Source organism: Lacticaseibacillus jixianensis (genome assembly GCF_003946485.1).
Classification (GTDB): Bacteria; Bacillota; Bacilli; order Lactobacillales; family Lactobacillaceae; genus Lacticaseibacillus; species Lacticaseibacillus jixianensis.
This window is the reverse complement of sequence record NZ_RHOJ01000001.1, coordinates 39,647-60,890: the sequence shown is the minus strand read 5'-3', so window position 1 is coordinate 60,890 and position 21,244 is coordinate 39,647. Positions and strand designations below refer to the sequence as shown.

Annotated in this window: 19 protein-coding genes and 2 tRNA genes; 7 read left to right on the top strand and 14 right to left on the bottom strand. The window is 58.9% G+C overall.

Translation table 11 applies throughout. From position 1 onward, the window contains the following. Window positions 1–55: 55 nt before the first annotated feature. The 3 genes from EKM85_RS00280 to nrdD form a co-directional block, all read right to left on the bottom strand. Complete coding sequence (locus tag EKM85_RS00280) at window positions 56–760, bottom strand: amino acid ABC transporter permease (RefSeq protein ID WP_125584273.1); 705 nt, start codon at window positions 758–760, stop codon at window positions 56–58. Between the two features lie 30 nt (window positions 761–790). Beyond that, window positions 791–1,585, bottom strand: a complete 795-nt coding sequence (locus EKM85_RS00275) for a transporter substrate-binding domain-containing protein (RefSeq protein WP_125584272.1) — start codon at window positions 1,583–1,585, stop codon at window positions 791–793. A gap of 176 nt (window positions 1,586–1,761) precedes the next feature. Further along, the gene (nrdD, locus tag EKM85_RS00270) at window positions 1,762–3,948 is read right to left on the bottom strand and encodes an anaerobic ribonucleoside-triphosphate reductase (protein WP_125584271.1); all 2,187 of its coding nucleotides are present in this window, start codon (window positions 3,946–3,948) and stop codon (window positions 1,762–1,764) included. 268 nt (window positions 3,949–4,216) lie between these two features. Here nrdD and EKM85_RS11400 point away from each other — a divergent pair, with 268 nt between their 5' ends. Continuing rightward, on the top strand, window positions 4,217–4,387 hold the full coding sequence (locus EKM85_RS11400; protein ID WP_164510613.1) for a hypothetical protein: 171 nt from the start codon (window positions 4,217–4,219) through the stop codon (window positions 4,385–4,387). A 222-nt stretch (window positions 4,388–4,609) separates the two neighbouring features. Here EKM85_RS11400 and EKM85_RS00265 read toward each other — a convergent pair. From EKM85_RS00265 to EKM85_RS00255, 3 genes are all read right to left on the bottom strand, one after another. After that, a tRNA-Ala gene (locus tag EKM85_RS00265) sits at window positions 4,610–4,682 on the bottom strand. Between the two features lie 259 nt (window positions 4,683–4,941). Next, window positions 4,942–5,014 (bottom strand) — tRNA-Ala (locus EKM85_RS00260). Window positions 5,015–5,396: 382 nt separating this feature from the next. Further along, entirely contained in the window at window positions 5,397–6,554 is a 1,158-nt protein-coding gene (locus EKM85_RS00255) for an MDR family MFS transporter (protein ID WP_125584270.1), read from the bottom strand. 194 nt (window positions 6,555–6,748) lie between these two features. On the opposite strand from EKM85_RS00255, the gene EKM85_RS00250 reads away from it, so the two are divergent. The 4 genes from EKM85_RS00250 to EKM85_RS00235 all read left to right on the top strand — a co-directional run bounded on the left by EKM85_RS00250 (window position 6,749) and on the right by EKM85_RS00235 (window position 10,854). Further along, complete coding sequence (locus tag EKM85_RS00250; protein ID WP_125584269.1) at window positions 6,749–7,588, top strand: SbcC family exonuclease; 840 nt, start codon at window positions 6,749–6,751, stop codon at window positions 7,586–7,588. Further along, entirely contained in the window at window positions 7,581–8,633 is a 1,053-nt protein-coding gene (locus tag EKM85_RS00245) for a hypothetical protein (protein ID WP_125584268.1), read from the top strand. The genes EKM85_RS00250 and EKM85_RS00245 overlap by 8 nt, the downstream gene beginning before the upstream one ends. Before the next feature lie 143 nt (window positions 8,634–8,776). Next, window positions 8,777–9,610 carry a bifunctional hydroxymethylpyrimidine kinase/phosphomethylpyrimidine kinase gene (gene thiD, locus EKM85_RS00240; protein ID WP_125584267.1) on the top strand — a complete coding sequence of 278 codons (834 nt, stop codon included), beginning with the start codon at window positions 8,777–8,779 and terminating at the stop codon, window positions 9,608–9,610. A 200-nt stretch (window positions 9,611–9,810) separates the two neighbouring features. Further along, the gene (locus EKM85_RS00235) at window positions 9,811–10,854 is read left to right on the top strand and encodes a hypothetical protein (RefSeq protein WP_125584266.1); all 1,044 of its coding nucleotides are present in this window, start codon (window positions 9,811–9,813) and stop codon (window positions 10,852–10,854) included. Between the two features lie 132 nt (window positions 10,855–10,986). Here EKM85_RS00235 and EKM85_RS00230 read toward each other — a convergent pair whose 3' ends face one another. The 4 genes from EKM85_RS00230 to mutY all read right to left on the bottom strand — a co-directional run bounded on the left by EKM85_RS00230 (window position 10,987) and on the right by mutY (window position 13,550). Continuing rightward, on the bottom strand, window positions 10,987–11,520 hold the full coding sequence (locus EKM85_RS00230; protein WP_164510612.1) for a DUF308 domain-containing protein: 534 nt from the start codon (window positions 11,518–11,520) through the stop codon (window positions 10,987–10,989). A 70-nt stretch (window positions 11,521–11,590) separates the two neighbouring features. Continuing rightward, window positions 11,591–11,770 carry a hypothetical protein gene (locus tag EKM85_RS00225; RefSeq protein ID WP_125584264.1) on the bottom strand — a complete coding sequence of 60 codons (180 nt, stop codon included), beginning with the start codon at window positions 11,768–11,770 and terminating at the stop codon, window positions 11,591–11,593. Beyond that, on the bottom strand, window positions 11,770–12,450 hold the full coding sequence (locus EKM85_RS00220; protein WP_125584263.1) for an NAD(P)H-dependent oxidoreductase: 681 nt from the start codon (window positions 12,448–12,450) through the stop codon (window positions 11,770–11,772). Before EKM85_RS00220 ends, EKM85_RS00225 begins: the two co-directional genes overlap by 1 nt. After that, window positions 12,447–13,550, bottom strand: a complete 1,104-nt coding sequence (gene mutY, locus EKM85_RS00215; protein ID WP_125584262.1) for an A/G-specific adenine glycosylase — start codon at window positions 13,548–13,550, stop codon at window positions 12,447–12,449. Before mutY ends, EKM85_RS00220 begins: the two co-directional genes overlap by 4 nt. A 98-nt stretch (window positions 13,551–13,648) precedes the next feature. On the opposite strand from mutY, the gene EKM85_RS00210 reads away from it, so the two are divergent. Continuing rightward, window positions 13,649–14,461, top strand: coding sequence for a Cof-type HAD-IIB family hydrolase (locus EKM85_RS00210; RefSeq protein WP_125584261.1), 813 nt, complete (start codon window positions 13,649–13,651; stop codon window positions 14,459–14,461). 547 nt (window positions 14,462–15,008) lie between these two features. On the opposite strand, the gene EKM85_RS00205 is transcribed toward EKM85_RS00210, so the two are convergent. From EKM85_RS00205 to EKM85_RS00195, 4 genes are all read right to left on the bottom strand, one after another. After that, complete coding sequence (locus EKM85_RS00205; protein ID WP_125584260.1) at window positions 15,009–15,656, bottom strand: TetR/AcrR family transcriptional regulator; 648 nt, start codon at window positions 15,654–15,656, stop codon at window positions 15,009–15,011. A gap of 355 nt (window positions 15,657–16,011) precedes the next feature. Beyond that, on the bottom strand, window positions 16,012–16,158 hold the full coding sequence (locus tag EKM85_RS11395; RefSeq protein ID WP_164510607.1) for a hypothetical protein: 147 nt from the start codon (window positions 16,156–16,158) through the stop codon (window positions 16,012–16,014). 105 nt (window positions 16,159–16,263) lie between these two features. Beyond that, window positions 16,264–19,350: an AAA family ATPase gene (locus EKM85_RS00200; RefSeq protein ID WP_164510611.1), complete on the bottom strand. Its 3,087-nt coding sequence runs from the start codon at window positions 19,348–19,350 to the stop codon at window positions 16,264–16,266. After that, complete coding sequence (locus tag EKM85_RS00195; RefSeq protein WP_125584258.1) at window positions 19,350–20,462, bottom strand: exonuclease SbcCD subunit D; 1,113 nt, start codon at window positions 20,460–20,462, stop codon at window positions 19,350–19,352. Before EKM85_RS00195 ends, EKM85_RS00200 begins: the two co-directional genes overlap by 1 nt. A 138-nt stretch (window positions 20,463–20,600) precedes the next feature. Here EKM85_RS00195 and EKM85_RS00190 point away from each other — a divergent pair, with 138 nt between their 5' ends. Beyond that, a complete protein-coding gene (locus EKM85_RS00190) occupies window positions 20,601–21,227 on the top strand; it encodes an HAD family hydrolase (RefSeq protein ID WP_125584257.1) in 627 nt (208 codons plus the stop codon). Window positions 21,228–21,244: the final 17 nt, after the last annotated feature.

Below are 21,244 nucleotides of genomic sequence, written 5' to 3'. Positions count from 1 at the left end.
CAAAAAATGGCTCAGAGCGTCGCGCGACGCTCTGAGCCATTTTGATTGCCATCACTTATTGCCCTTCACTGATCAGGTACCGACTGGTGCGTTTTTCCAGCCAGCTCTGCACGCCGGTCAAGACCGTCGTCAGCATCAGATAGAGGAACGCGACGAGGCTGTATGACACCAGCGGGTTGTAATAAAGCGCCGCAAACTGCTGGCTGACCTGGAACATCTCGATGATCGTGATGCCGCTGGCCAAGCTCGTGTCCTTGATCAAGCTGATGAAGCTGTTGGAAAGCGGCGGCAGCGCAATGCGCAGCGCCTGGGGGAAGATCACCAGGCGCAGGATCAGGGATTTTTTCATTCCCAAGGCCTTGGCCGCGTCCCACTGGGTCTGCGGCACGGATAGGATCGCTGCGCGGATCGTTTCGGAAGCGTACGCCCCGGTATTCAGCGAAAAGGTCAGGATGCCGGCGGTCCATGCATTCAGCTCAATGATGGCGTGGCCGTTCATTTTCAGATACGGCAGGCCAAAGAAGATCAGGAACAGTTGGACCAGCAACGGGGTGCCCCGGAAGATCCAGACGTAGAACCAGGTCAGACCCTTCAGTCCCCGCATCACTGGCTGGTGCGAGGGGGAGATTCGAACGAGTGCCACCAGCACCGCCAAAATCAGCCCCAACGCAAACGAAATCAGCGTAATGGGAATGGTGTATTTGAGCATCGCAACCAGTAGTTCTGGTAATGACTTCATGACGATTTGCCAGGCACTCATCGAATTCCTCCTTTACTTGCCGCAGTGCGGTTATTTAGTGATGTCGCTGCCAAAGTACTTCTTGGCTAGCTTACCAAGCTGGCCATTTTGGCGCAACTTCTCGATCGCCTTGGTGACCTTCTTTTGCAGCGGTGCTTCGTCCTTGCGGAGCAGACCGCGGGCCGGGTTGGCCTTGATCGTATTGCCGACGCTGATCAGCTTGATATCAGCGTTGGGCTGCTGCTTGAGGTAGGAATAAAACGAGGCAGATTCGTTGACCGTGCCATCCGCGCGACCTTGCTCGATCAGCGTGACGGACTGGGCGAAGCCGTCGACCGGGACGATGACCCCACCAAGCTTCTTGACGTTCGCCGCGTTGTTCGAGGTGACACTTTGGGCCATCTTCTTGCCCTTGATGTCCTTGAGCGACTTGATGGTCGTGTTGTCCTTCTTGACCGCCAGCTGCGACTTACCTGAGGTGTACGGCGCGGTGAAGCGGTACTTGGCCGCACGCTCCGGGGTCTTGGCAACGTTGTTCAAAATGATATCGTACTTGTCAACATCCAGGCCCGCGATCAACGAGTCCCACTTGGTCTCGACAAACTTCGGCTTCAAGTTGAGCTCGGCGGCAATTTTCTTGCCCAGTTCCACTTCAAACCCGGTCAGCTTGCCGTTTTCGTGGTAACTGTACGGCTGGTATGTGCCTTCCAGCCCGATGGTCAGGGTCTTCGGCGTCACCAGCTTGACGCTATCGCTGGATTTGCTACTGCTGGTCTGACTATTACCGCAGGCGGCCAACACGCCGACCATGAGCACACTTGCCAAACCGATCAACCATTTTTTCATGAGAATTCCTCCGTTTCTGAAAATCAGCACCCCCCATTATACACGACTTACTTTTGGTAATCGATAGGCTGACGGCACTTTTTCGCGGTGCCCCTTGAATCCAGCGGTCGGGCCGAATCCCTGCCCAGACACACAAAGCCCCATCCAGGATGCGGATGGGACTTTGACGTGCAAGCTTATGCCTGACCGGCTAAGTCGTCATTGCCGATCACCATGTGTTTCTTGCGGTGAATGATCTCTTCCTGGCGGCCGTGCACCATCGGCCGCTTGTTCGGATTGCCAAGGTAGCCGCACAGCCGCTTCACCACGTCGCATGTGTCCGGATTGTGGTTGCCGCACTGCGGGCACTGGTAGCCCTTCTCCGTGGCCTTGAACTCACCTTTGAAGCCGCACTCGAAACACTGATCGATCGGGGTGTTGGTGCCAAGGTACCCAATTTTGTCGTAGGCATAATCCCAGACGGCTTCCAAAGCCTTGGGGTTCTGCTTCAGATTTGGATACTCGCAGTAGTGAATGAAGCCGCCCGAGCAGTACTTCGGGTAGTCCTTTTCGAAGTCGAGCTTCTCAAACGGGGTCGGGGCCTTGCGGACGTCGTAGTGAAAGGAGTTCGTGTAGTAATCCTTGTCAGTGATGTCCTTGACCACGCCGAAGCGCTTCTTGTCTAGCCGGCAGAAGGTGTCGGTCAGGCTTTCAGATGGCGTGCCGTAAACAGAGAAGTGGTAACCGTACTCCTTCTCCCACTGCTGGCAGTGCTCGTACAGGTCCTTGACCACGTCAATCGAAAAGGCCTTAGCGTCCGGATTCTTCTCCCAGGCCGAGCCGTAAAAGACGGTGCCAACTTCGTACAGACCGATGTAACCCAGCGAAACCGTAGCGCGCGAGTTCTTAAACAGTTCGTCCACGCTTTGGTCATCGTTCAGCCGCTTGCCGAACGCGCCGTACTTGTACAGGATCGGCGCGGATTCCGGCGTGGCCTGCTTGGCGCGTTCGACCTTGTATACCAGCCCCTGTTTGCAAATATCGAGGCGCTGTTCAAGGATCTTCCAGAACTTGTCCTTGTCGCCTTTGCTTTCCATTGCGATGCGCGGCAGGTTAACGGTAATGACCCCAAGGTTCATGCGGCCGGCGTTGACTTCCTCACCGGTGTCTGGATCCTTCCAGCCCTGCAAAAATGACCGGCAGCCCATCGGCGCCTTGAAGGAACCGGTCAGCTTCTTGATCATGTCGTAGGACAGGATGTCCGGGTACATCCGCTTGGTCGCGCACTCGATCGCCAGTTGCTTAATGTCGTAGTTCGGATCACCCTGGTGCAGGTTCAGACCCTTTTTGATCGTGAAGACGAGCTTAGGAAAAATCGCAGTGCGCTTCTCCTTGCCCAGGCCGGCGATGCGGATCTTGAGGATGTCCTTTTGAATCTCGCGTTCCAGCCAATTCGTGCCCAGGCCAAAGCCGACCGTCACAAAAGGCGTTTGCCCCTGCGTCGAGTACAACGTGTTGACTTGGTACTCCAGCGTCTGGAGGGCGTCGTAAATATCCTTTTTGGTACGGCGCTTGGCGTAGGCTTCGGCCGTCGCTGCATCGATCGGCAGCTCCTTCGCTTCCTGCAGGTGCTTTTGGTAGTTCTTCTCGGCGAACGGCGCGAGGACCTCGTCGGTGCGGTCAGACGAGCAGCCGCCGTACTGACTAGAGGCCACGTTAGCGATGATCTGCGTCATCTGAGTGACCGCCACTTGGATGCTGTGGGCTGGCTCCACCTCGGCGTTACCGATGCAGAACCCGTGGTTCAGCATTTCCTTGAAGTCGATCAGGCAGCAGTTGGTCTCGGCCATGTAAGGGGTGTAGTCAAGATCGTGCCAGTGGATATCGCCGCGCAGGTGGGCGTTAGCAACCGCCGGCGGCAGCATCTTCAGCCCGATGGCCTTGGCCACGGCGCCGGCAGTCAGGTCGCGCTGAGTGGAAAACACGCGCGAGTCCTTATTGGCATTTTCGTGCACCACGCTTGAATCACGATCCATCAGCTGCTGAACGTTGTAGTTGACGTCGGCCTTCTTGGAGCGCTCGATATCGCGCTGCACCCGATACTTGGTGTAGGCCTCGCCCCAGTCGTACTGGTGGGCGTCAAGCAGCGCCTGCTCGACGATACTTTGCACCTCAGGGATGCGGACATCCTTGCTGAACCGCTCGGTGATCGTGGCAACCGCGGCATCAGAGATCGATTCAATCAGCGTGTAATCTGTCGGCGCGAGTTCCCCACTCACCGCCGTCGCCGCCTTTGTGATCGCCGCCGTGATTTTGCTTTGGTCAAAATCGACGATGCGGCCATCCCGCTTTTTAACGTTGATATGCACTTTCAAATCGATCATGATGCCCTACCTCCAAATGATTGTTCATTTTAGAACTTGATAAAACTAGTCTATCACGTTTGGGGGCTGCTGGCACTATATATAGAATTAAATCCGTCCAATTAGTCCAGAAATACTAGATGTTGTGTGGTTCCTTATTTAATTGTGGACGTCTTATTGCCTTGAAAACACCTAAGAAAGCTCCGTCCTAAGGCTGATTTTATCTGCTCGCCCGATTTTTTCCGCGGGGCTTTGCTATAATTAAGCTATCATCACGTGGAGGGATATTATGCAAACTGCTCAATGGAAACAAATTGGTATCATCGCCGTCATCATCATCTTGGGTTTGATCCTGCTCCCACTGGTTGCCGGCATCGTCGGCCTGATCGTCAAGGTTGCGCTGTTCCTCGCGATCGTGGCGGGTCTTTACTGGGCGTACCTCACCTTTATCAAGAAATAACAGCACTCGAGCCGGCCGCGGGGCCGTCGTATGAAAAAGGCGGTACCTCATGAAGGTGCCGCCAACCCCGCCCGCCGGCTGATTTTTATTTCATTTCTGTGGTGATCCTTTGGTGATATTTCCAGCCAACGTACGGCGGCCAGCAATCAGCCAGAAGCACTATAAAACCGGCATTCTCAGGGTCTTGCAAGCGCCTTGTGAATCCCGGTATTTTTGTGTTCCTGGATCCTACGTGACTTGAACACGCGACCTCCTGCATGCCATGCAGGCGCTCTCCCAACTGAGCTAAGGACCCTTTTGATTACTAGCTTACCGAATTATGAGAACGCTGACAAGTCTCTTCTACCACAATTTTCAAGACTAGCGCGGGCACCGCTGGCGATCAGCGCCAGCCCTGAAGAGTGCAGCCAGCCGCGGCCGCGGCATTCATTTTTGGTCATCCTTTGAGATAACCGGATAGACAGCCAAGCAACCGAAAAACGTCAGAAATACTATAAAACCGGTATTCTCAAGGCCTTATACGCGCCTTGTGAATACCGGTATTTTAGCGCTTATGGATCCGAAGAGATTCGAACTCTCGACCTCTGCCATGCGAAGGCAGCGCTCTCCCAGCTGAGCTACGGACCCAAAACACAAGACTAATTGTAGCATACCCGGCGCCGCTGTAAAGAAGATTTTAGCGGCAGCGAGGATAATTGCGTCCTGCAGCGAAAGCGCCGCACCCGGCCGCTTAACAGCAACAGCGGCTAGGGGCGCCTGCACTCTTTATGCCACTCGTCTTAGTATAAGACCTCCCCCCCGCATTGCTGGCCACAAAAATGGCCGCTGGGTAAGCGGCCTGAGGAGTTGGCTAGACGGTTGGGGGACCGTCCAGCGATTTTTACTTGGAGGAGTAAAAATGAAAATTGGGTTGGGGTAGAAAGGCTTGCGCCATTTCTATGTTCTTATCATAGCTATAAGGTGTGAAGAATTTGTGAACTTTTACCATATTTATTATGAATCGCATTAGTTATTTAACGATTGCCGCGCGCCAGGAGAAAATGGCGATCGACCCGTACAGGATCACCGCCAAGGCCAGAAATAACGGGTGATACCCCACCGCCTCGATCACTAGTGCGCCGACCAGGGGGCCAACCGCCCGGCCGGCTGACGCAAACATCTGCACGTACCCCTGAAACCGGCCTTTTTCCGCCAGCGACGTGTACATGTCGACATAGGTGGCAACCGACGGCAAAGCCAGGATCTCGCCAAGCGTCAACACCCCCATCGCCAGCAGGAACATCCAGTATGTGTGGGCCGGGATCAGCAGCAAAAACGCCGTGCCGAACAAGGCAAACCCCACCCCCAGGCGCAAGCGCAAGTGTTTCGTCAGCCAGTCGTCAAAGAGCGTCAAAAGCGGCTGGCCGAGCACGATCAAGACGGCATTGAAGGTCCACAGAAACGAGTAATCCCGCACGTTCATCCCCAGGTGCAGCATGAACGTCGAAATGTTACTTTGCCACTGCTCGTAAGCGACCCAGGTCAAAAACAAGGTGGCCAGCAGCAGCATGATATTCACTAGGTGCGGATTATGCGGCTGCACCGGTGCCGCTTCGGCCCGCACGGCGGCGGCGCGCGGTGCCACGTTGAAGTGCCGCAGCGCCACCACGAAGAACAGTGAAAACAGGCCGCAGGCAAGCGCAAAGATGTAGCCAATGCCCAAAGGCAGCACATAGCCGACGATCAATGTGCCGATCACCAGACCAAGGTTTTGCATAAAGTAAAGGACGTTAAACACATAGCTGGCCCGACGGCTCGTCGACAGTGTCGCATAGGAATTGATGGACGTATTCACTAAGCCGGAGCCGAACCCCATCATGACCAGAAAAAGCGGATAGGCCGGCCAGCCGTGGAAAAAGATCAGGGCCAGCGCCGCGGCAACGTCTAGCGCGATCCCGCTTAAAATCGTGCGGTACGGCGACCACCGGTCAAACAGCCGACCACCGACCACGTTGCCGATCATCATCGCCAGCGAGTTGAAGAAGAGGACAATGCCCGAGACGGTCAGCGGCTCGCCGAGGTACTCGTGCATGTAGATCGTCGTGAGTGGCCAAATAAACGAGATCCCTGTGTTTGTGATCAAAGAGCCAAGAAACAGCCACTTCAAAGTCAGCGTCTTCTTCACCATGTGCTTCCCTCCTGAATCAGTCTGGCTTTTATTCTAACGGGGAATCAGGCCGTTGTCCGCCAAAATGGGCACTTTCTCATTTTGAACCAGCAAAATCACGGCCAATATAAGGAAAGTTTTAATCCCGAGCGGTTTCCCCCTTGCTACCGTTGCGGTAGACTGAAAGTATCAGCGAAGAAGCGAGAGGAAACGATATGACAGTAGAATCCAGCCTTAATTATCAAAATAATTTCTTTAAAGCATTTGCAAAAGCGTGGGCGGACCGGTCAACGTACCGCCTGTACCAAGGGATCGACGATACCAGCGAGACCTTGCGGCTGGCATTGACCGAAACGCCTGGTTATATTCTGGCGTACGACAAGGGCGCAGAACGCGAACTGCACGATTTTTTGCGGCAGGACTTCATCGCGTTTTTACGCCAACACATTCCGTTCTTTGAAGTCTCCGATCAAGGCGACGTCTTCTTCGGTGACTGGTATCACCGGCGCCAGTTTGGCGTGATCGACGTGTTTGCCCGCGGCATCGTGCAGCGGACCGACGCCGAGCGCGATATTTTACCGCAGCTGCGGGCCTTCGCCGAGGATCCAGATCATTTTCTGGACCATCAGCTTGAAGCCCTGCGCAAGGACACGTACCAAGAAGTCGACCGCCTGCACCGCCAAATCGAAGACGCAGAGGCCGATGCGGCTTCAACTGTCGCGACGCAGCCTGAGGCCCCAGCTTCTCGCGTTCGGGGCTTTCTGAAGAGCTTCGTCGATCCCGACCAGGAACAGTCAAGCACGCCGCCGCGCAAAGCCGGCACGATCGATCCAAGCCAGCTCAAGGCCCGCTTTGACTCCGCTAAGGCGGCTGCCGATGAGGCCTTCGACGCCCAGAAACGCCAGCTTCAGGTGGCGGCGGCGATCACCCGCTACGAGTATCAGGCTGTCCTGGCCACTTACAGTTCCGTTGAGCAATTTGAGAACATCCTGAGCAGTTTGCAAGCGGACTTCATGCGGGCACTGGAGCTGAAGGAGGAGCAGGCAAATGCTTAATTTTAAAAATCAGGAACTGACCAAGATCATCACCGGCACCCTTTCTGCCAAGGCTGCCCGCGAGGCGATCATTCAGGCGTACAACAGCCGGATGCGCTTGCTGCGCAACGACCCCCTGTGGCAAGGTAACCTTCCGGCCCTTCAAGCCGAAACGCTGAGCTACACCGCGCTCATGGCCGACAAGCTGCTGGAAACCCTGAAGGCAAGCAAAGATATCGATCCGGCGTTTGCTGAGCGGCTCTGGTTTGAGCCGGCGGTCGGTGATGGCGATCACAGCACCATCAAGGTCTACCTCGCCAGCCCGGACCAGAACACGGAGCTGCTTGCCATTGAGGGAATTCTCACTGACAGCGGCCGCTTGGTCGCCAAGAACCTGCCAACGCTGCTTCAGATCACCGCCAAGGAGCCAGACCTGCCATACACCGCCGCCGAGGTGCACGCCCTAGCCGCCATGATCAAGGTCCTTTACACCGCCGACTTGACCTTTGCGACGATCGACGAGACAGTCCTTCAGCCCGTTGACGGCCTGAGTTTTGCCACCAAGTTCGACAGCTCCAAGCCGCTGTCCACCACTGTCGAAATCAAATCGTCAGGAAACATCAAGTTAGCCGTGCCGCTTGATCACGGCAGCGTGGTGGATTACCAAGTCGTCGATGACAACGGGCACGATTGGAAGGAACTGGGGGCGGACAGCACCGACAACGACGTGCTGACTTGGGCCTCCACCACGATCCCTGGGGAGTTGGTCGGCGCTCACCTGCGGCTCCAGGTCAACGTCCGCACCGCCGAGAATTCGCCTGCTTTAGACGAGCTGTTCGTGATTGCGTCCAGCAACGCCATCCTGATGCGACAGGCCGGGCGTAACGCCTACGCGCTGGACTTGCCAAACCACAACGTGCTTGGCATTAAGCTGGACACTGCCAACAACCGGATCATCCTGCACTACCCCGAAAAAACGGTCCACGTCATGGAACTCGACCACCTGTACCCATTTTTGGGACAGTGGCTCAAAGCCGTGCTGCCGCAGCGGCGGGCTTTTAACTAAAATCACCGAAGCGCTCGCGATCAGAGCGCTTTTCGTTTGCTTATTCTCGCGGAGCCTGTACAATTAAGGCCGATACTGATTAAGTGCGCTGCGGGAGCCGAACGAAGACCTTTGCCGCAGCGGAAATTTGAGGGAGCGAGAGCATGGCAAATGAATTTCCACAAGTTGCGACCATCGCAGGCGTTGACAGCGACGGCAGTGCGGGGGCACAGGCGGATCTGCACAGCTTTTTCATGCGCGGGACATACGGGGCATTGATCCTGACCGCCGCGGTGGCCGGCAATTCCTATGGCATCCACGACGCGCAGGTCATGCCGCTGTCCTTTATCGACAGTCAGTTCAAAGCCGTGGGCGAAGACCTGCACATCCGCGCCGCCAAAACCGGCATGCTGGCAGATTCTGCAGTGATCAACAACGTTGCGGCTAACCTGCAAAAGTATGACTTCGGGCCGTTGGTCCTGGATCCGGTCATTTCCACCAAGCACGGCAACATGCTGCTGGAAACCGACGCGTTCGAGACGCTGAAAACGGTGCTGATCCCAATGGCCACGGTCATCACGCCAAACTTCTACGAGGCGGAACACCTGACGGGCCAATCGCTCACTGATCCCACGGCCATCGTGCAGGCCGCCCACCAGATTCAGGCCATGGGCGCCAAAAACGTGATGCTCAAGGGGCGCCACGATTCGTCCGCCCAAACCGAGGTCAAAGATTTTGTTCTCCTCGAATCCGGCAAGAGCTTCTGGCTCACGGGAGCGTACTATGACACGGAGCGCAAAAACGGCACGGGCGATACCCTGAGTGCCGTGATCACCGCCGAGCTGGGTAAGGGCAACGACGTCGAGGACGCGATCCGGCTGGCCAAACACTTCGTCGACACGGCGATTGCCCACGAGATCGCGGTTGGTCACAAGTTTGGTCCCATTAACCACTGGGCCAACGCGCTCGTGCAACCGACCCCCGATCAAGAAGATTAACGCAGCGAGCACAGGCTGACGGAACGCGACTAGGACATTTTGTCCTGGTCTCTTTTTTGCTCTCCGTGAACATGACAACGTCGTCTCAATATTTCAACCAGCTAACATTGCTGTCACATTTACCAGGTCCAATCGTTCTGAAAGCGCCATCGTGGTATAGTACATTTACCGAACGCAACCAAGACCCGAGGTGACTAGTAATGAAAAGATCCATCGCAACTATTTTAATGGTCGGCGTCGGCCTTTTGACAGCAATTGGTATAGTATTTCACAATCAGTACCGACAGGCGGAAGCGGCTGAGCGCTCGCTTGCCGCGGCGGCCAAGGCGGCCAGCACGTTGCACCAAGCGCACTTTATCGCCCACCCCAAAAGCAACCTTGCTCGCGCTTATCTCAACCATGCCAGCTACGTTTATCAGCAGGCCAAAAAGCACGAGAAGAGTTACAGTAAAAGCCAACAGGCGAAATTGCGCCAAGCTGCCGCCCGCCTGAAGGACGCCAAGCTCTACGTGGCGATCCAGACAGAAGCGACCACAGTCCTCGGCCCCCAACGGGTCATCACGGATCCGCACTACGACAACACAACGCTCGACCGCGCTTTCCGCACGCTGGAAGCGGCTGACCAAACTTACGCTAAAGCCGTCAAGCCGCACATCACCCTAGTTGCGCTGCAGGTCGCGGCCTTAACCAAACTTGCCGCGGCTCAACAAAGCCAGCCAACGCTGAGGACCATTCAAGCGGCAGAAACGGCGATCCAGCAAGTGCCCGTCGAAGCGTTCAAGGCGACCTACGCCCCCATTGCCGACGGTCTGCAGCAACGGACCACCGCCAACCCCGATGCGGCGGCCCCCTCAGCTGCTAGGGCGGCTGATGCCAGCGACCAACGGCCAAACCCAACAGGACAGTCAGCGGGCACTCAAGCTGCAGCTCCAAGCGAGAACTACACCGCGCCCGCACGCTCACCGCAGCCGGCCCCGGCGAAAAAGCCTGCCGCACCGGCGCAAAGTCCCGCTAGTGGGCTGCCGCTTTCTCAGGCAGATCGCGACTTGATCGGGATCGGTGGCCTTTTTGACACCATGCATGAGGCCGAAGCGGCAATGAAAGCAGCCCAAAACGCCACCGGCAACACTCGCCAAGCCAGTGCGTACTCCATTCAGTTCGGCAACGGTTCTGTTCAGTACACGTGGAGCTGGGTGACCAACGAGCAGGCGGCACCCACCACTAATGCTCAGCCTTCACATTGATCCCCAATCGGATTTTATTAAGCAACCCCTAGGGACAAAAGACCTCTGCACCGCGATTCGAAAAAATCGCACTGCAGAGGCACTTTTACTTTGGGCTAGGACCGCGTATCTCCCGGCTTCGCCAGCTGGGACTCAGCGGCGATGCCCGCGCAGAATATCGCCCAGCTCAAGGATCCCCATTGTGATCAGCATGACCCCAACGACCTGAAGCAGGGCCATGATCGACCGAAACGGATTGAACAGCAGGACGAAGCCGGTGATCGCCACTACAAGCCCGTAGATAATGGTGGGAAACGGTGAGACGTTCACGTAGACTTGCCGGTCGCGGGCCGTCACGATCCGCGAGATCCCGTACACCACCAGCATGAGGCCAATGACGATCGGCAAAAGCGCCAACGCGGGCCGCAGCATGACCGCAAAGATGAGGGCCATCACCAGCAGGCCGCCGCCTCGCCAAAGCGCACTTTGGCTTTCAAGCGTGCCGCGCGGGGCGCGCACAGCGTCCACGAACGCCCCCACGGCCAGCAGCAACATTCCGCCAAGGAGGACGTACTTGACCATGTGATAGACCGAATATGGCGCTAGCAGAAACCAGACGCCGACCAGCGCCAGGCCCAAGGCCCGCAGCCAGGCGAACCGGGTCAGTCTTTCAATTCTTTCACGCATGCGGCTCAACTCCTTTTCACCCTTAAGCTTACCACCGCCAGCGGGTCGACTCATCAGCCTGAGGTTGCATTTACCAGCGGCGGTGGTCCCAGAAGCGGCCATCCACTTCCCCCTGGGCCTGAGTGAGCCGGAGTTCCTGCTTCTGGATGAACGTCCCCAGGGCGAGGAAAAAGGCCCGGTCCTCATACGCCTTTGCCTGCTCGGCCTGCCGTTTGGCCTGCTCCAGCAGCCACTTTGTCGTCTCGTCCATCAGTCGGCCTCTCCTTCTCGCAGTTCGGTAATGGTTTGCTGCAGGCTCGCCAGCTGGTCCTGCCGCTCGGCCAGGGTGTCGTGCATCAGCGCCGCGGTCGGGTCGGTCTCGGCCCGCGCGGCGAGTGCGGCCAGAAACCACGCCGCCTGCTCGGCAAACCGCGCCGGTCTGCCAACGGTCAGATACTGCTGGTACTGAGCAAAAAGCTCGCCGCGCTGCTGCTCGGTGAGGTAGCCAAACTGTGCGATTTCTAGCGGCGCCAGCAGGGTCATCCCCGTCTTCCTGGCCAGCGCCGCGTACGGACTCAGCAGGGCAGACAAGGAGACGTTCTCGGTGCCGCCGAGCTGGTAGGCACTGCGAGGCTGACTGTACGAAACAACCATCCCCAGCGATTTCCCCCGCAATCTACCCCCCTGCTCATCGTAGGCAAACCCGCGCGTCCACACCCGCGCCAGCCACTCGTGAAGACTGGCCGGCGCCTGGTACCAGTAAAGCGGAAACTCAAACACCAGGCGGTCCGCGGCCAGGATCTGGGCCTGCTCCGCGGCCACATCAAACCTTCCCAGTGCGTCCAGGTGGTGCCAAGTCGCACCGGTCACCCCTGCCGCGCAGGCTTTAAGGAACTGCTGCGTGGGCGAATCGGCCAACTGCGGGTGACTCACCACGATCAATGTTTTCATTTCATTCCTCCTACCGCTAGGGCTTTAAAGAGTTTCTTTTGCACCGTCGGCAGCGCCACGGTCGCAAGGTCTGCTTCAGCCACCCACCGGGCCGGCAGCACCGCCAGGTCAAACGCCGGACTGGCTGCCTCAATCAGGGTCAGCTGCCATTGCTGGTGCGTGAAGGTGTGCTTGACCAGGGGCTTGCCGGCATCGGTAAACGGTAGCTGCACCCCCGTCTCCGCAGCAAATTGGGCCGCGGCTTCCGTCAGTTGAGCGGTCAGCGACGCAGCGGGCAACGCGGAGCGGTCCACCAGCGGAAACATCCAAAGATCTCCCAGCATTCCCGTTCGCGGCCGCTGCATCAGGAGGTACCCTTGCGGCGAGTGGACCACCAGCGCAAAGTACGGGATCACGACGGGCGGCTTCTTTTTGCTTTTGACCGGGTAATCCAGCACCGTGTCGCTCAAGTAGCTCTGATCAAAGGCGGCCAAGGGGGAATGCGCCGGGTCCGGGTCTTTGGCGCGCATGTAACTGCTCCCCAGATCCATGATAGCCTGGTTGAAGTCCCCGGGCCGCTGAGGATCGATCAGCTGCCGGATCAGGTCATCGAACACCTGGCGCGTCTGGGGCCGGGTAATGTCCGCGTCAATCTTGAGCAACCGTGCAAACACCCGAAAGGCGTTGCCATCGATCGCCGGCTCCGGCTGGTTGAACGCGATGCTCGCGATGGCGCCGGCCGTGTACGGACCAATGCCAGCCAGCGTCCGCAGCTCGGCGGCCGTCTCGGGAAAAAGACCGCCAAAGTCCAGCACGACCTGCTTGGCGGCCAGCTGTAAATGCCGGGCGCGGGAGTAGTAGCCCAAGCCTTCCCAGGCCTTCATCACCTGAGCCTCAGGCGCCTTGGCCAAGGCGGCCACGGTCGGGAACAGCTGCAAAAAGTGCTCATAGTACGGGATCACCGTGGCGACCTGGGTCTGCTGCAGCATCGTCTCCGAAAGCAGGACGTGGTAGGGATCGTGATCACGCCGCCACGGCAGATCCCGTTTTTCCTGGTCGTACCAGTCCAGCAGGGCGCGGCGAAACGCTTTGATTTTTTCTGTAGACCAGTCTAAGACCATTTGGCTACCTCGTGATTGATGGATTTACCTACACCAGTGGCTGCAAGCGGTGCCAGGCTTTGGTATGATGAAGTTAATACGGAAATGGAGGAACAATAATGACCATTCGCTTGATCGCACTGGATATCGATGACACCCTACTTTCCTCGGCCCGGAAAATCTTGCCGAGCACCAAGCAGGCGGTGCAAGCCGCGCTGAGCCAAGGCATCAAGGTGGTGCTCTGCACCGGTCGCCCGCTTGCTGGGGTCCAGCCGTTTCTCGATGAATTAGGCATCACCGGCGACGATCAGTACGTGATCACCTACAATGGCGCCGTGATCGAATCCGCCGCCGGCCGCGTGGTCGCAAGGCACCTGCTCGACAATCAGGCATACCGAGAGATTACCGCCCTGGGCAAGAAGCTTGGCCTGCCGACCAACGTGTTGGATGAGCATTCCAACATCTACACCGCCGACCGCGACGTCGACTGGTGGATTGTCGAGCAAGCCGCAGAAAACGAGGCGGGCCTCTTTATCCGCGACCCCGATGAACTGCCCGCCACCTTTGCCATCGCCAAGGGCGCGTTCGTGGGGCCCCAAGCACTGCTTGACCAAAACGAGCCCAAGGTGCGGGCAGCGCTAGGGGAGCGGTTCTACGTCGTCCGTGCCGGCCGTTATTTCCTCGAGGTCATGGATCCGCTGGTCAACAAGGGCCAAGCGCTACGCGACCTCGCCGCGGTGCTGGCGCTTAGCACCGAAGACATCATGGCCGTGGGCGACGAGGGCAATGACATCGCTATGTTCGACGTTGCTGGGCTCCCGGTCGCCATGGGCAACGGCACCGCCGAGGCCAAGGCGCACGCCAAGGTGGTGACTGGCACCAACGACGAAGGCGGCCTAGCCGCCGCGATCCGGCAGTATGCCCTACGATAAGGTGCGGAGGGCGACGCACTTAGCCCGACAGCTAGCCTAGCTTAGGGCATTGGTGCTGGTTTTCAGCGCCAAGGCCCTAAGCGTAGCTAGCTGCTCGGGCGTTGTCGACCATAGCCCAGTTGGAAGGTGCGGAGGGGCGACGCACTTAGCCCGACGCTCAGCCTAGCCGTCGGCATTGCCGCCGCTTTTTGGCGGCGAGGGCGATGGCGTAGCTGAGTGCTCGGGCGTTGGCGACCCATAGCCCAGTTACAAGGTGCGTAGACGTGGCGGTCTTAGGGGGACAGCCAGCCTAGCTCTAGTCCTTGTCGGCGTACTTGGCCGACGAGGACTGGAGCGTAGCGGGATGCTCCCCCGTTGCCACGTCAGAGCCCAGTTAGAAGGTGCGGAGGGGGCGACGCGCTGAGCCCGCCAGCTAGCCGCTCCGCATGTCAGCTTGTACACCATAAATGGCTACAGGGCGATCATCGCCTCAAGTCTTCCCGCCGAACTTTGGCGGCGAGGCTTGCGGCGTAACTATATGCTCCCCCACTGCGAACGCGGAGCCCGTTTAGTGCTGGTAGCGCAGGGTCAATTCACCGGCAAGTGCCGTTACCGCCCGCTGGGTGCGCTCCTGCGTGAGGAGCCGCTTGGCCGCTGCCTCATCGAGCAGCACTAAGGTCAAAATGCGGACCAAGTGCTTGATCACGGGCTTGGCGCCGGCGCGACCGATCCGTTCTGGATGGTTCAGCCCGGCCACACTGGCCTGAATCATCGCCAAAAACAACGGAATATCGATGGTGTGAAAGGTGCCGTTGGCCACCCCTTCGTTGAGGTACGCGGCGAACCGCTCTTCGAACTGGTGCTGGGCGTCTGCCACCCGCTGACGTTCGTCTGGATAGGCGCGCGTCATGTCGGCTAACAGCACGGGACTGCACGACGCCAGTACGAGCACCGCGGCCAGCAGCCACTGCGGCAATGCTTCGACTGTCCACGGAGCGGACGGGGTGGCCATCTGGTCTGCCGCCAGCTCCCGGTACTGATCGACCACGGCGCCCACGACTTCTTTACGATTGGCAAAATAAACATAGAGCTTCCCGCGGCTAACGCCCACGGCCTTGGCCAAAGACGCCATCGACTGCCCCGCAAGGCCGCCTTGGACCAGCACATTATTGATGCGCGAAAGTAACTCCCCGCGCCGGATCTCTTCGCCTGTCATGACTACCTCCACCTAATTGAGTCGATTATACCCCAGCAGGTGGCCCACAACAAATTTAACAGGAATAATCCATTTTGTTCATTTTCGTGCGGTCTGGTGGGGCCGCCCCAGTTGCCAGACCTCTCCTTTGCACCTTGCCTTAACTGGGCGCCGGGGCGACAACGCCCGAGCGGCTAGCTACACCCAAGCCCTCGCCGGCAAAGAACGCCGGCAATGGCTTGGGCTATGATCACCCTGTAGCCATTTATGGCGTACAGGGTGACATGCGTAGCGGCTAGCCGTCGGGCTAAATACGTCGCCCCTTTGCACCATAAAAAATAGCCGCCATCACTGGCGACTACAAAGATTAAAGATCTTAGTTTTCATTCTCGAGCTTCTCGGCTTCTTTGTCGATTGTGGCAAACCCTGACTCAGACTTCTTTACTGGGTGCTCAGAGCGCTTCTTCTCAGCTTCTTGAATCAGCGCTTTGCGCTCTTCCTTGCTAAGCTTTCCTGCCATCATTCTCGCCTCTTTTGCCGTGGCTTTGTCGGGGAACAACATCGTCCTCAACGCCACTAGTGTACCACTTATCAGCGCCGTTAGCACACTTCACAGGTAATTGCTAACTCAGCGATCGGCGTGGACGGCATGCAGGTGACTCTCACCCGTGCCCGTCGCGTTGACTTGCAGTTGGTCCGGCACGGTCGCCCGCAGTTCGGCCACGTGGCTGATGATGCCGATCATGCGGGCCTGGCCTTCAATGGTTTCCAGCGCTTCCATCGCCGTGTGCAGGCTAGCCGAATCCAGCGAGCCAAAACCTTCATCCACGAAAAGCGCATCGATGGCGATCCCGCCGGCCTCCCGCTGAATCACCTCGCCAAGCGCCAAGGCTAAGCTAAGAGCGGCGATAAAGCTTTCACCACCGGATAAGGTGTGCACGGACCGGGTCGCCCCGACCTGGTCGTCGTACACATCGATTTCCAGTCCAGACTCGTTGCGATAGCTGCCGGGCTCTTGGTGAAGCTGAAACTGGTAGCGCCCGGCCGTGAGTTTGCTGAAGCGGAAATTGGCGACTCGCAGCACCTCTTGAAGGTACGCGCGTAAAACGAAGCGCTCCAGCGAGAGCTTACGATCATTATTGCCGTTTAGCACATCCGCCAGTGAGGCCAGGGCGTCAGCCTTGCTTTGCGCCGCCTTGTTCTGAGAAAAGGCGGCCTCGATTTGGGTCATCAGTGCCTGGTTTTGCTCCAGCCGGCGCAGGGCATCCACGGTCCCTGCTTGCGCAGCACGCTGCGCGGCCGCGGCCCGTTCACGGGCCTGCTGCAGGCCTGCGAGATCCGGTGCCGCCGCGTCCCCGATTTGCGCAGTGGCTTGCTTCAGCAGGGCCGTCTGCGCGGTTTGCTGCGCCTTGGCCGCCTCCAGGGTGGCCTTCAGCGGAGCGACTTGGTCGATCTGCGTCCGCAGCGCCGCAAAGTTAGCGGCGGTCCCTAGGTGTTCGTCAAGCGCCTGCGTAAAGTCTGCTTGGGCGCGGCCGAGCGCCGTTTGGAGCGTGGTCTGCTGCGTCTCCTGCGCCGCCTTGGTCGCCTGGGCACTGGCGACTGCTTCCTTGGCGCTGCTCAGCGCGGCCTGATTTTGCGTCTGCGCAGTTTCGTAGGCCTCGATCTGGGCCTGCAGTTCATGTTGCTCGGCCGTCAGCGCCGAAAGTGCCGGCGCCGCCTCTGGTAAAGCTTGCCGGGCGGTTGCAAGGGCGGCCTCGGCACTGCTCAAAGCAGTATCCGCCTGATGTGCCGCCGCTTCGGCGCGCTGCAGCGCAGGCGCCGCACTGGCTTGGGCCTGCTGCAGGCGGTCTCCCTCTTGCTGCAACCGGGCAAGCGCACTTTGCTGTGCTGCCACCGCCTGCTTAAGCTGGGCGACCTGATCAACAAGCTGCTGGTACGCCTGCGCCGCCGCACCGTCTTCAGCCAGTTCCGCGGCCAAGTCCGCCCGCTGCGTCGTCAGTTTGGCTGCGTTCGCCAGCACGTGATCAAGGGTTGCCTGAGCTTCAGCCAAGCGGCGCTGAGCCGTCTGCCGCTCAGCGTCGGCACGCTCAACGTCCTCCTCTGAAACGGAGGCCGCAGTGCGCCCGGCAGCTGGGTGCGGATGGTCGGTACTCCCGCACACCGGGCAGGGCGCCCCCGGGGAAAGCTGCCCTGCCAAGTTGGCGATCTGGGCCGCAAGCTGCGCATCATGGCGCTTCACGTACTGGGCCTGCGCGCCCGCGGCCGCCTTGGCGGCCTTGGCGACCGTCGTCCGGGCCGCAGCGGCTTCGTGCTGCGCTTTATCCAGGTCGCGCGTTACTTCCTGCCACTGCTCGTACACCGGCTTCAGCGCGGCCAGACGCAGGGCTTGCGCCTGATAGGCTGGCTCTTGATCTGCCGCCATCAGCTGCTGAATCTTAACCGCGTTTTGCTTCAGCGCCGCCGCAATCTGATCTGCTTGCGTCTGCGCCGCCTTGTGCCTGGTGGTTGCGGCTTGCAACTGGGTCTGGGCGAGCGCCTGCGCCTGCTGCAGCGCAGCGACCCGCTCCAGTTGTGGCCGCAGGGCGGCCAACTGCTGCAGGCGCGTGCGGGCGGCCGCTACGTCAGCGGCCTTGGCCGCCAATGCGGCCTGGCTCTGCTGGGCAGCCGCCAGCTTGACCTGAGCGGCGCTTAAGGCGGCAGTCGTGCGCACTAGGGTCTGGGCCAAGGTGGTAAGTTCTGCGCGCTGGCCGGCCAGCCGATCCGCATCGGCCGTGTGTGCTGCCACCCATTCGAGCTGGGCGAGGCGGGCGGTCTGGGACGCACGCTTCGGGGCCGCAGCGGCCAGCTCGGCTAATGCGGCAGTGGCCGCCGTTTGCTGGGCGAAGGCCTGCTGAAGCTGACTGCCAGTTTGATAGGCCTGATTCGCCTTTTCGTAAGCCGCCTCCGCCTGCTTCAGCGCGTTCTCTGCCGCCTGTCTGTCCGCCTGCATCACGATGACCGTCTGCTTCATTGCCGCGAGCTGGTCCGTCAGCGTTGCGGCGGCTGGCTGGTGGTCCTTAGCGTAGGCAAACTGGCCAGCAAGCGTGGTCAACTGATCACTGGTATGTTTGACCTTGGCTTGGGCGCTTTTGGCCGCTTGCTTCACCGCCTCCTGCCAGCGGGCGTAAATGCCGGTCCCAAAAAGCCGCTGCAAGAGCTTACCCTTATCATCGGAATTGGCATCCAAAAACTGCCTAAACTGGCCCTGCGGCAGCAGGATGATCTGCCGGAATTGATCAGCGTCCAGATGCAGCAGGTCATTGATCCGGGGGGCGACGTCACGCTTTTTGGTCCACTGGCCGCTTTCTTTCCCATCCGTGTAAACGGTCAGACACTGGTTCATGGTGCTGGCAGTGGTCCCTTTGCCGCGCTTTTTGGCGAGGGCCTGGGCCGGTTCGCGCCAGATCTCATAATCGTGACCATTATGGTGAAACCGCAGCGTGACCCGCGTTTTTTGGGCCGGCGTGGCGAAGTTGGCGCGCATCTCATCCCCGCTGCGCTCATCACCAGAAGTGTCACCGTACAACGCAAACACCAACGCGTCGAAGATGGTAGTCTTACCACTGCCGGTCTTGCCGGTGATCAAGAACAGCGGCGTGTCGTCAAAACTTGCAAAATCGACCGTTTCGTCCCGGTACGGCCCGAAAAATTCCATCCGCAACGTCTGCAGCTGCATTAGTCTTCCTCCTTTGCCTTGACCAGCGCACTTTTCGCCCATTCAAGCTGCTCTGCACTCATTTCGTGGCCGGTGACCTGGTGGAAAAACTCCGCCACCAGCATAGTGGGTGCCAGCTTAACGTTGGCGTGCGGCTGTTCGCCCAGATCGACCTGACGTTCGCGGTCCAGCCCGATCAGCCGCGGAAAGATCTTCCGCAAAGTGGCCATCACGTTGGGGATCACGGTGTCGTCCTTGAGCGTCAGCGCGGTGTACGCGTCACGCTCTGCGGCAGAAAAACCGGCGGGGTCCGCAAACCCCGCAAAGGTCCCGGTCAAGTGCTGAAGGTCGTGCAGGGGCTTGATGCTGACGAACTTGCGCCGCATCGTCTCGGTGTCCAGAATGTAGACTCCTTTTTCCTGGTGGGCCTCCGACACTGAGTACTTCAGCAGCGACCCGGCGTACTGCACCTTTGCTTCATTGAGGGCGTGGCGATTATGAAGGTGGCCCAGCGCCACATAATCAAAGGCCGCCAGATCGGAAACGGCCACGGCATCGAGACCGCCGACGTTGACCAGCGTTTCAGACTCCGAATGCGTACTGCCGGCCGCAAAAAAGTGGGCCACTAGCACGTGCTTTTTGGCCGGGTCAAACTGCTGCTGGAGCGTCTGACTGACGCGGTGCATCGCCTTGTTGATGTTCGTCAACGTCGCGTCGTCAAAATACAGCCGCGCGGCGACCGGTTCAAAGTAGGGTAGGAGGAAAAACTGAGTGTCCCCAAGCACGACCGGCGTGAAGGCCTCTGCCAGGGTGGTGTGCATGAAAAGACCCGTCGCATCAAACCACTCCCGGCCACTCCCCAGGCGCACCCCCGAGTCGTGATTGCCCGACACCACCAAGAGCGGGTAGTGCAGCTCGCGATTGAGCCGCTTCAGCATATGATTGACCTGCAGAACGGACTCCTCGCTGGGGTTGGCCCGGTCGTACAAGTCACCGGCAATGATGATCGCGTCGACCTGCTCTCGCGCCGCCACCTTGACGAGTTCCTCAAACACCGCCTCTTGGTCCGCCGCCAGGTCAAAGCCGGCCAGTCGTTTGCCGATATGCCAATCGGCCGTATGCATGATCCGCATATGAACGCCCCCATTTCTTACCTCTAATCCAAACATTTGTTCACCGCCCTGTCAACGCCGATTCGCCTCTCTTTGGCCGAAGATTTCTTGTCCCCCGCCCGGGCTGCTTTCCGCTATACTGAACCTAGGAGGAAGCTTATGAACACTTTTGTTTTCGACATCGACGGCACGCTGATCGATTCACCGAACATGTACCTGCACGGCTTACAGCGCATGATGCGCCGCCACGGTAAAGATTACGCACTGGCGGAGCTCACCTTTTCCAACGGGATCACCTCACAGGCGACAATGAATCGGCTCGGGTTCACGGAACCGGCCGCGAACGCCGCCGCGATCCAGGAGTGGATCGACGACTCCCTGGCCTTCTCAGACCTGTCTGGCTGGGTCGGCAACTTTCCTGAGGTGTTGACCCAGCTGCGGAAAGCCGGCGCCAAGATCGCGATCGTGACCGCCAAAAGTGCGGCTGAGTTCGCCATCGACGACCAGCGCTACCACTTCAGCAATTATACGGACACCCACGTTACCACCGGTGAGGCCAAACGGGACAAACCGGCCGGGGACCCGATCCTGCTTGCGGCCGAGCGGCTGAACGCCGACCGCTCGACCCTGCTATACATCGGGGACACCCTGACAGACGCCCAGGCCGCCCACGATGCCGAAGTCGCGTTTGGCCTGGCCACCTGGACCACGCCTCAACCCACCCCGGCGTTTGAACCGATCGCCTACCGCCTGAAGCAGCCAGACGATCTACTGAAACTGCTATGAACAAGTAACGCGAGGGT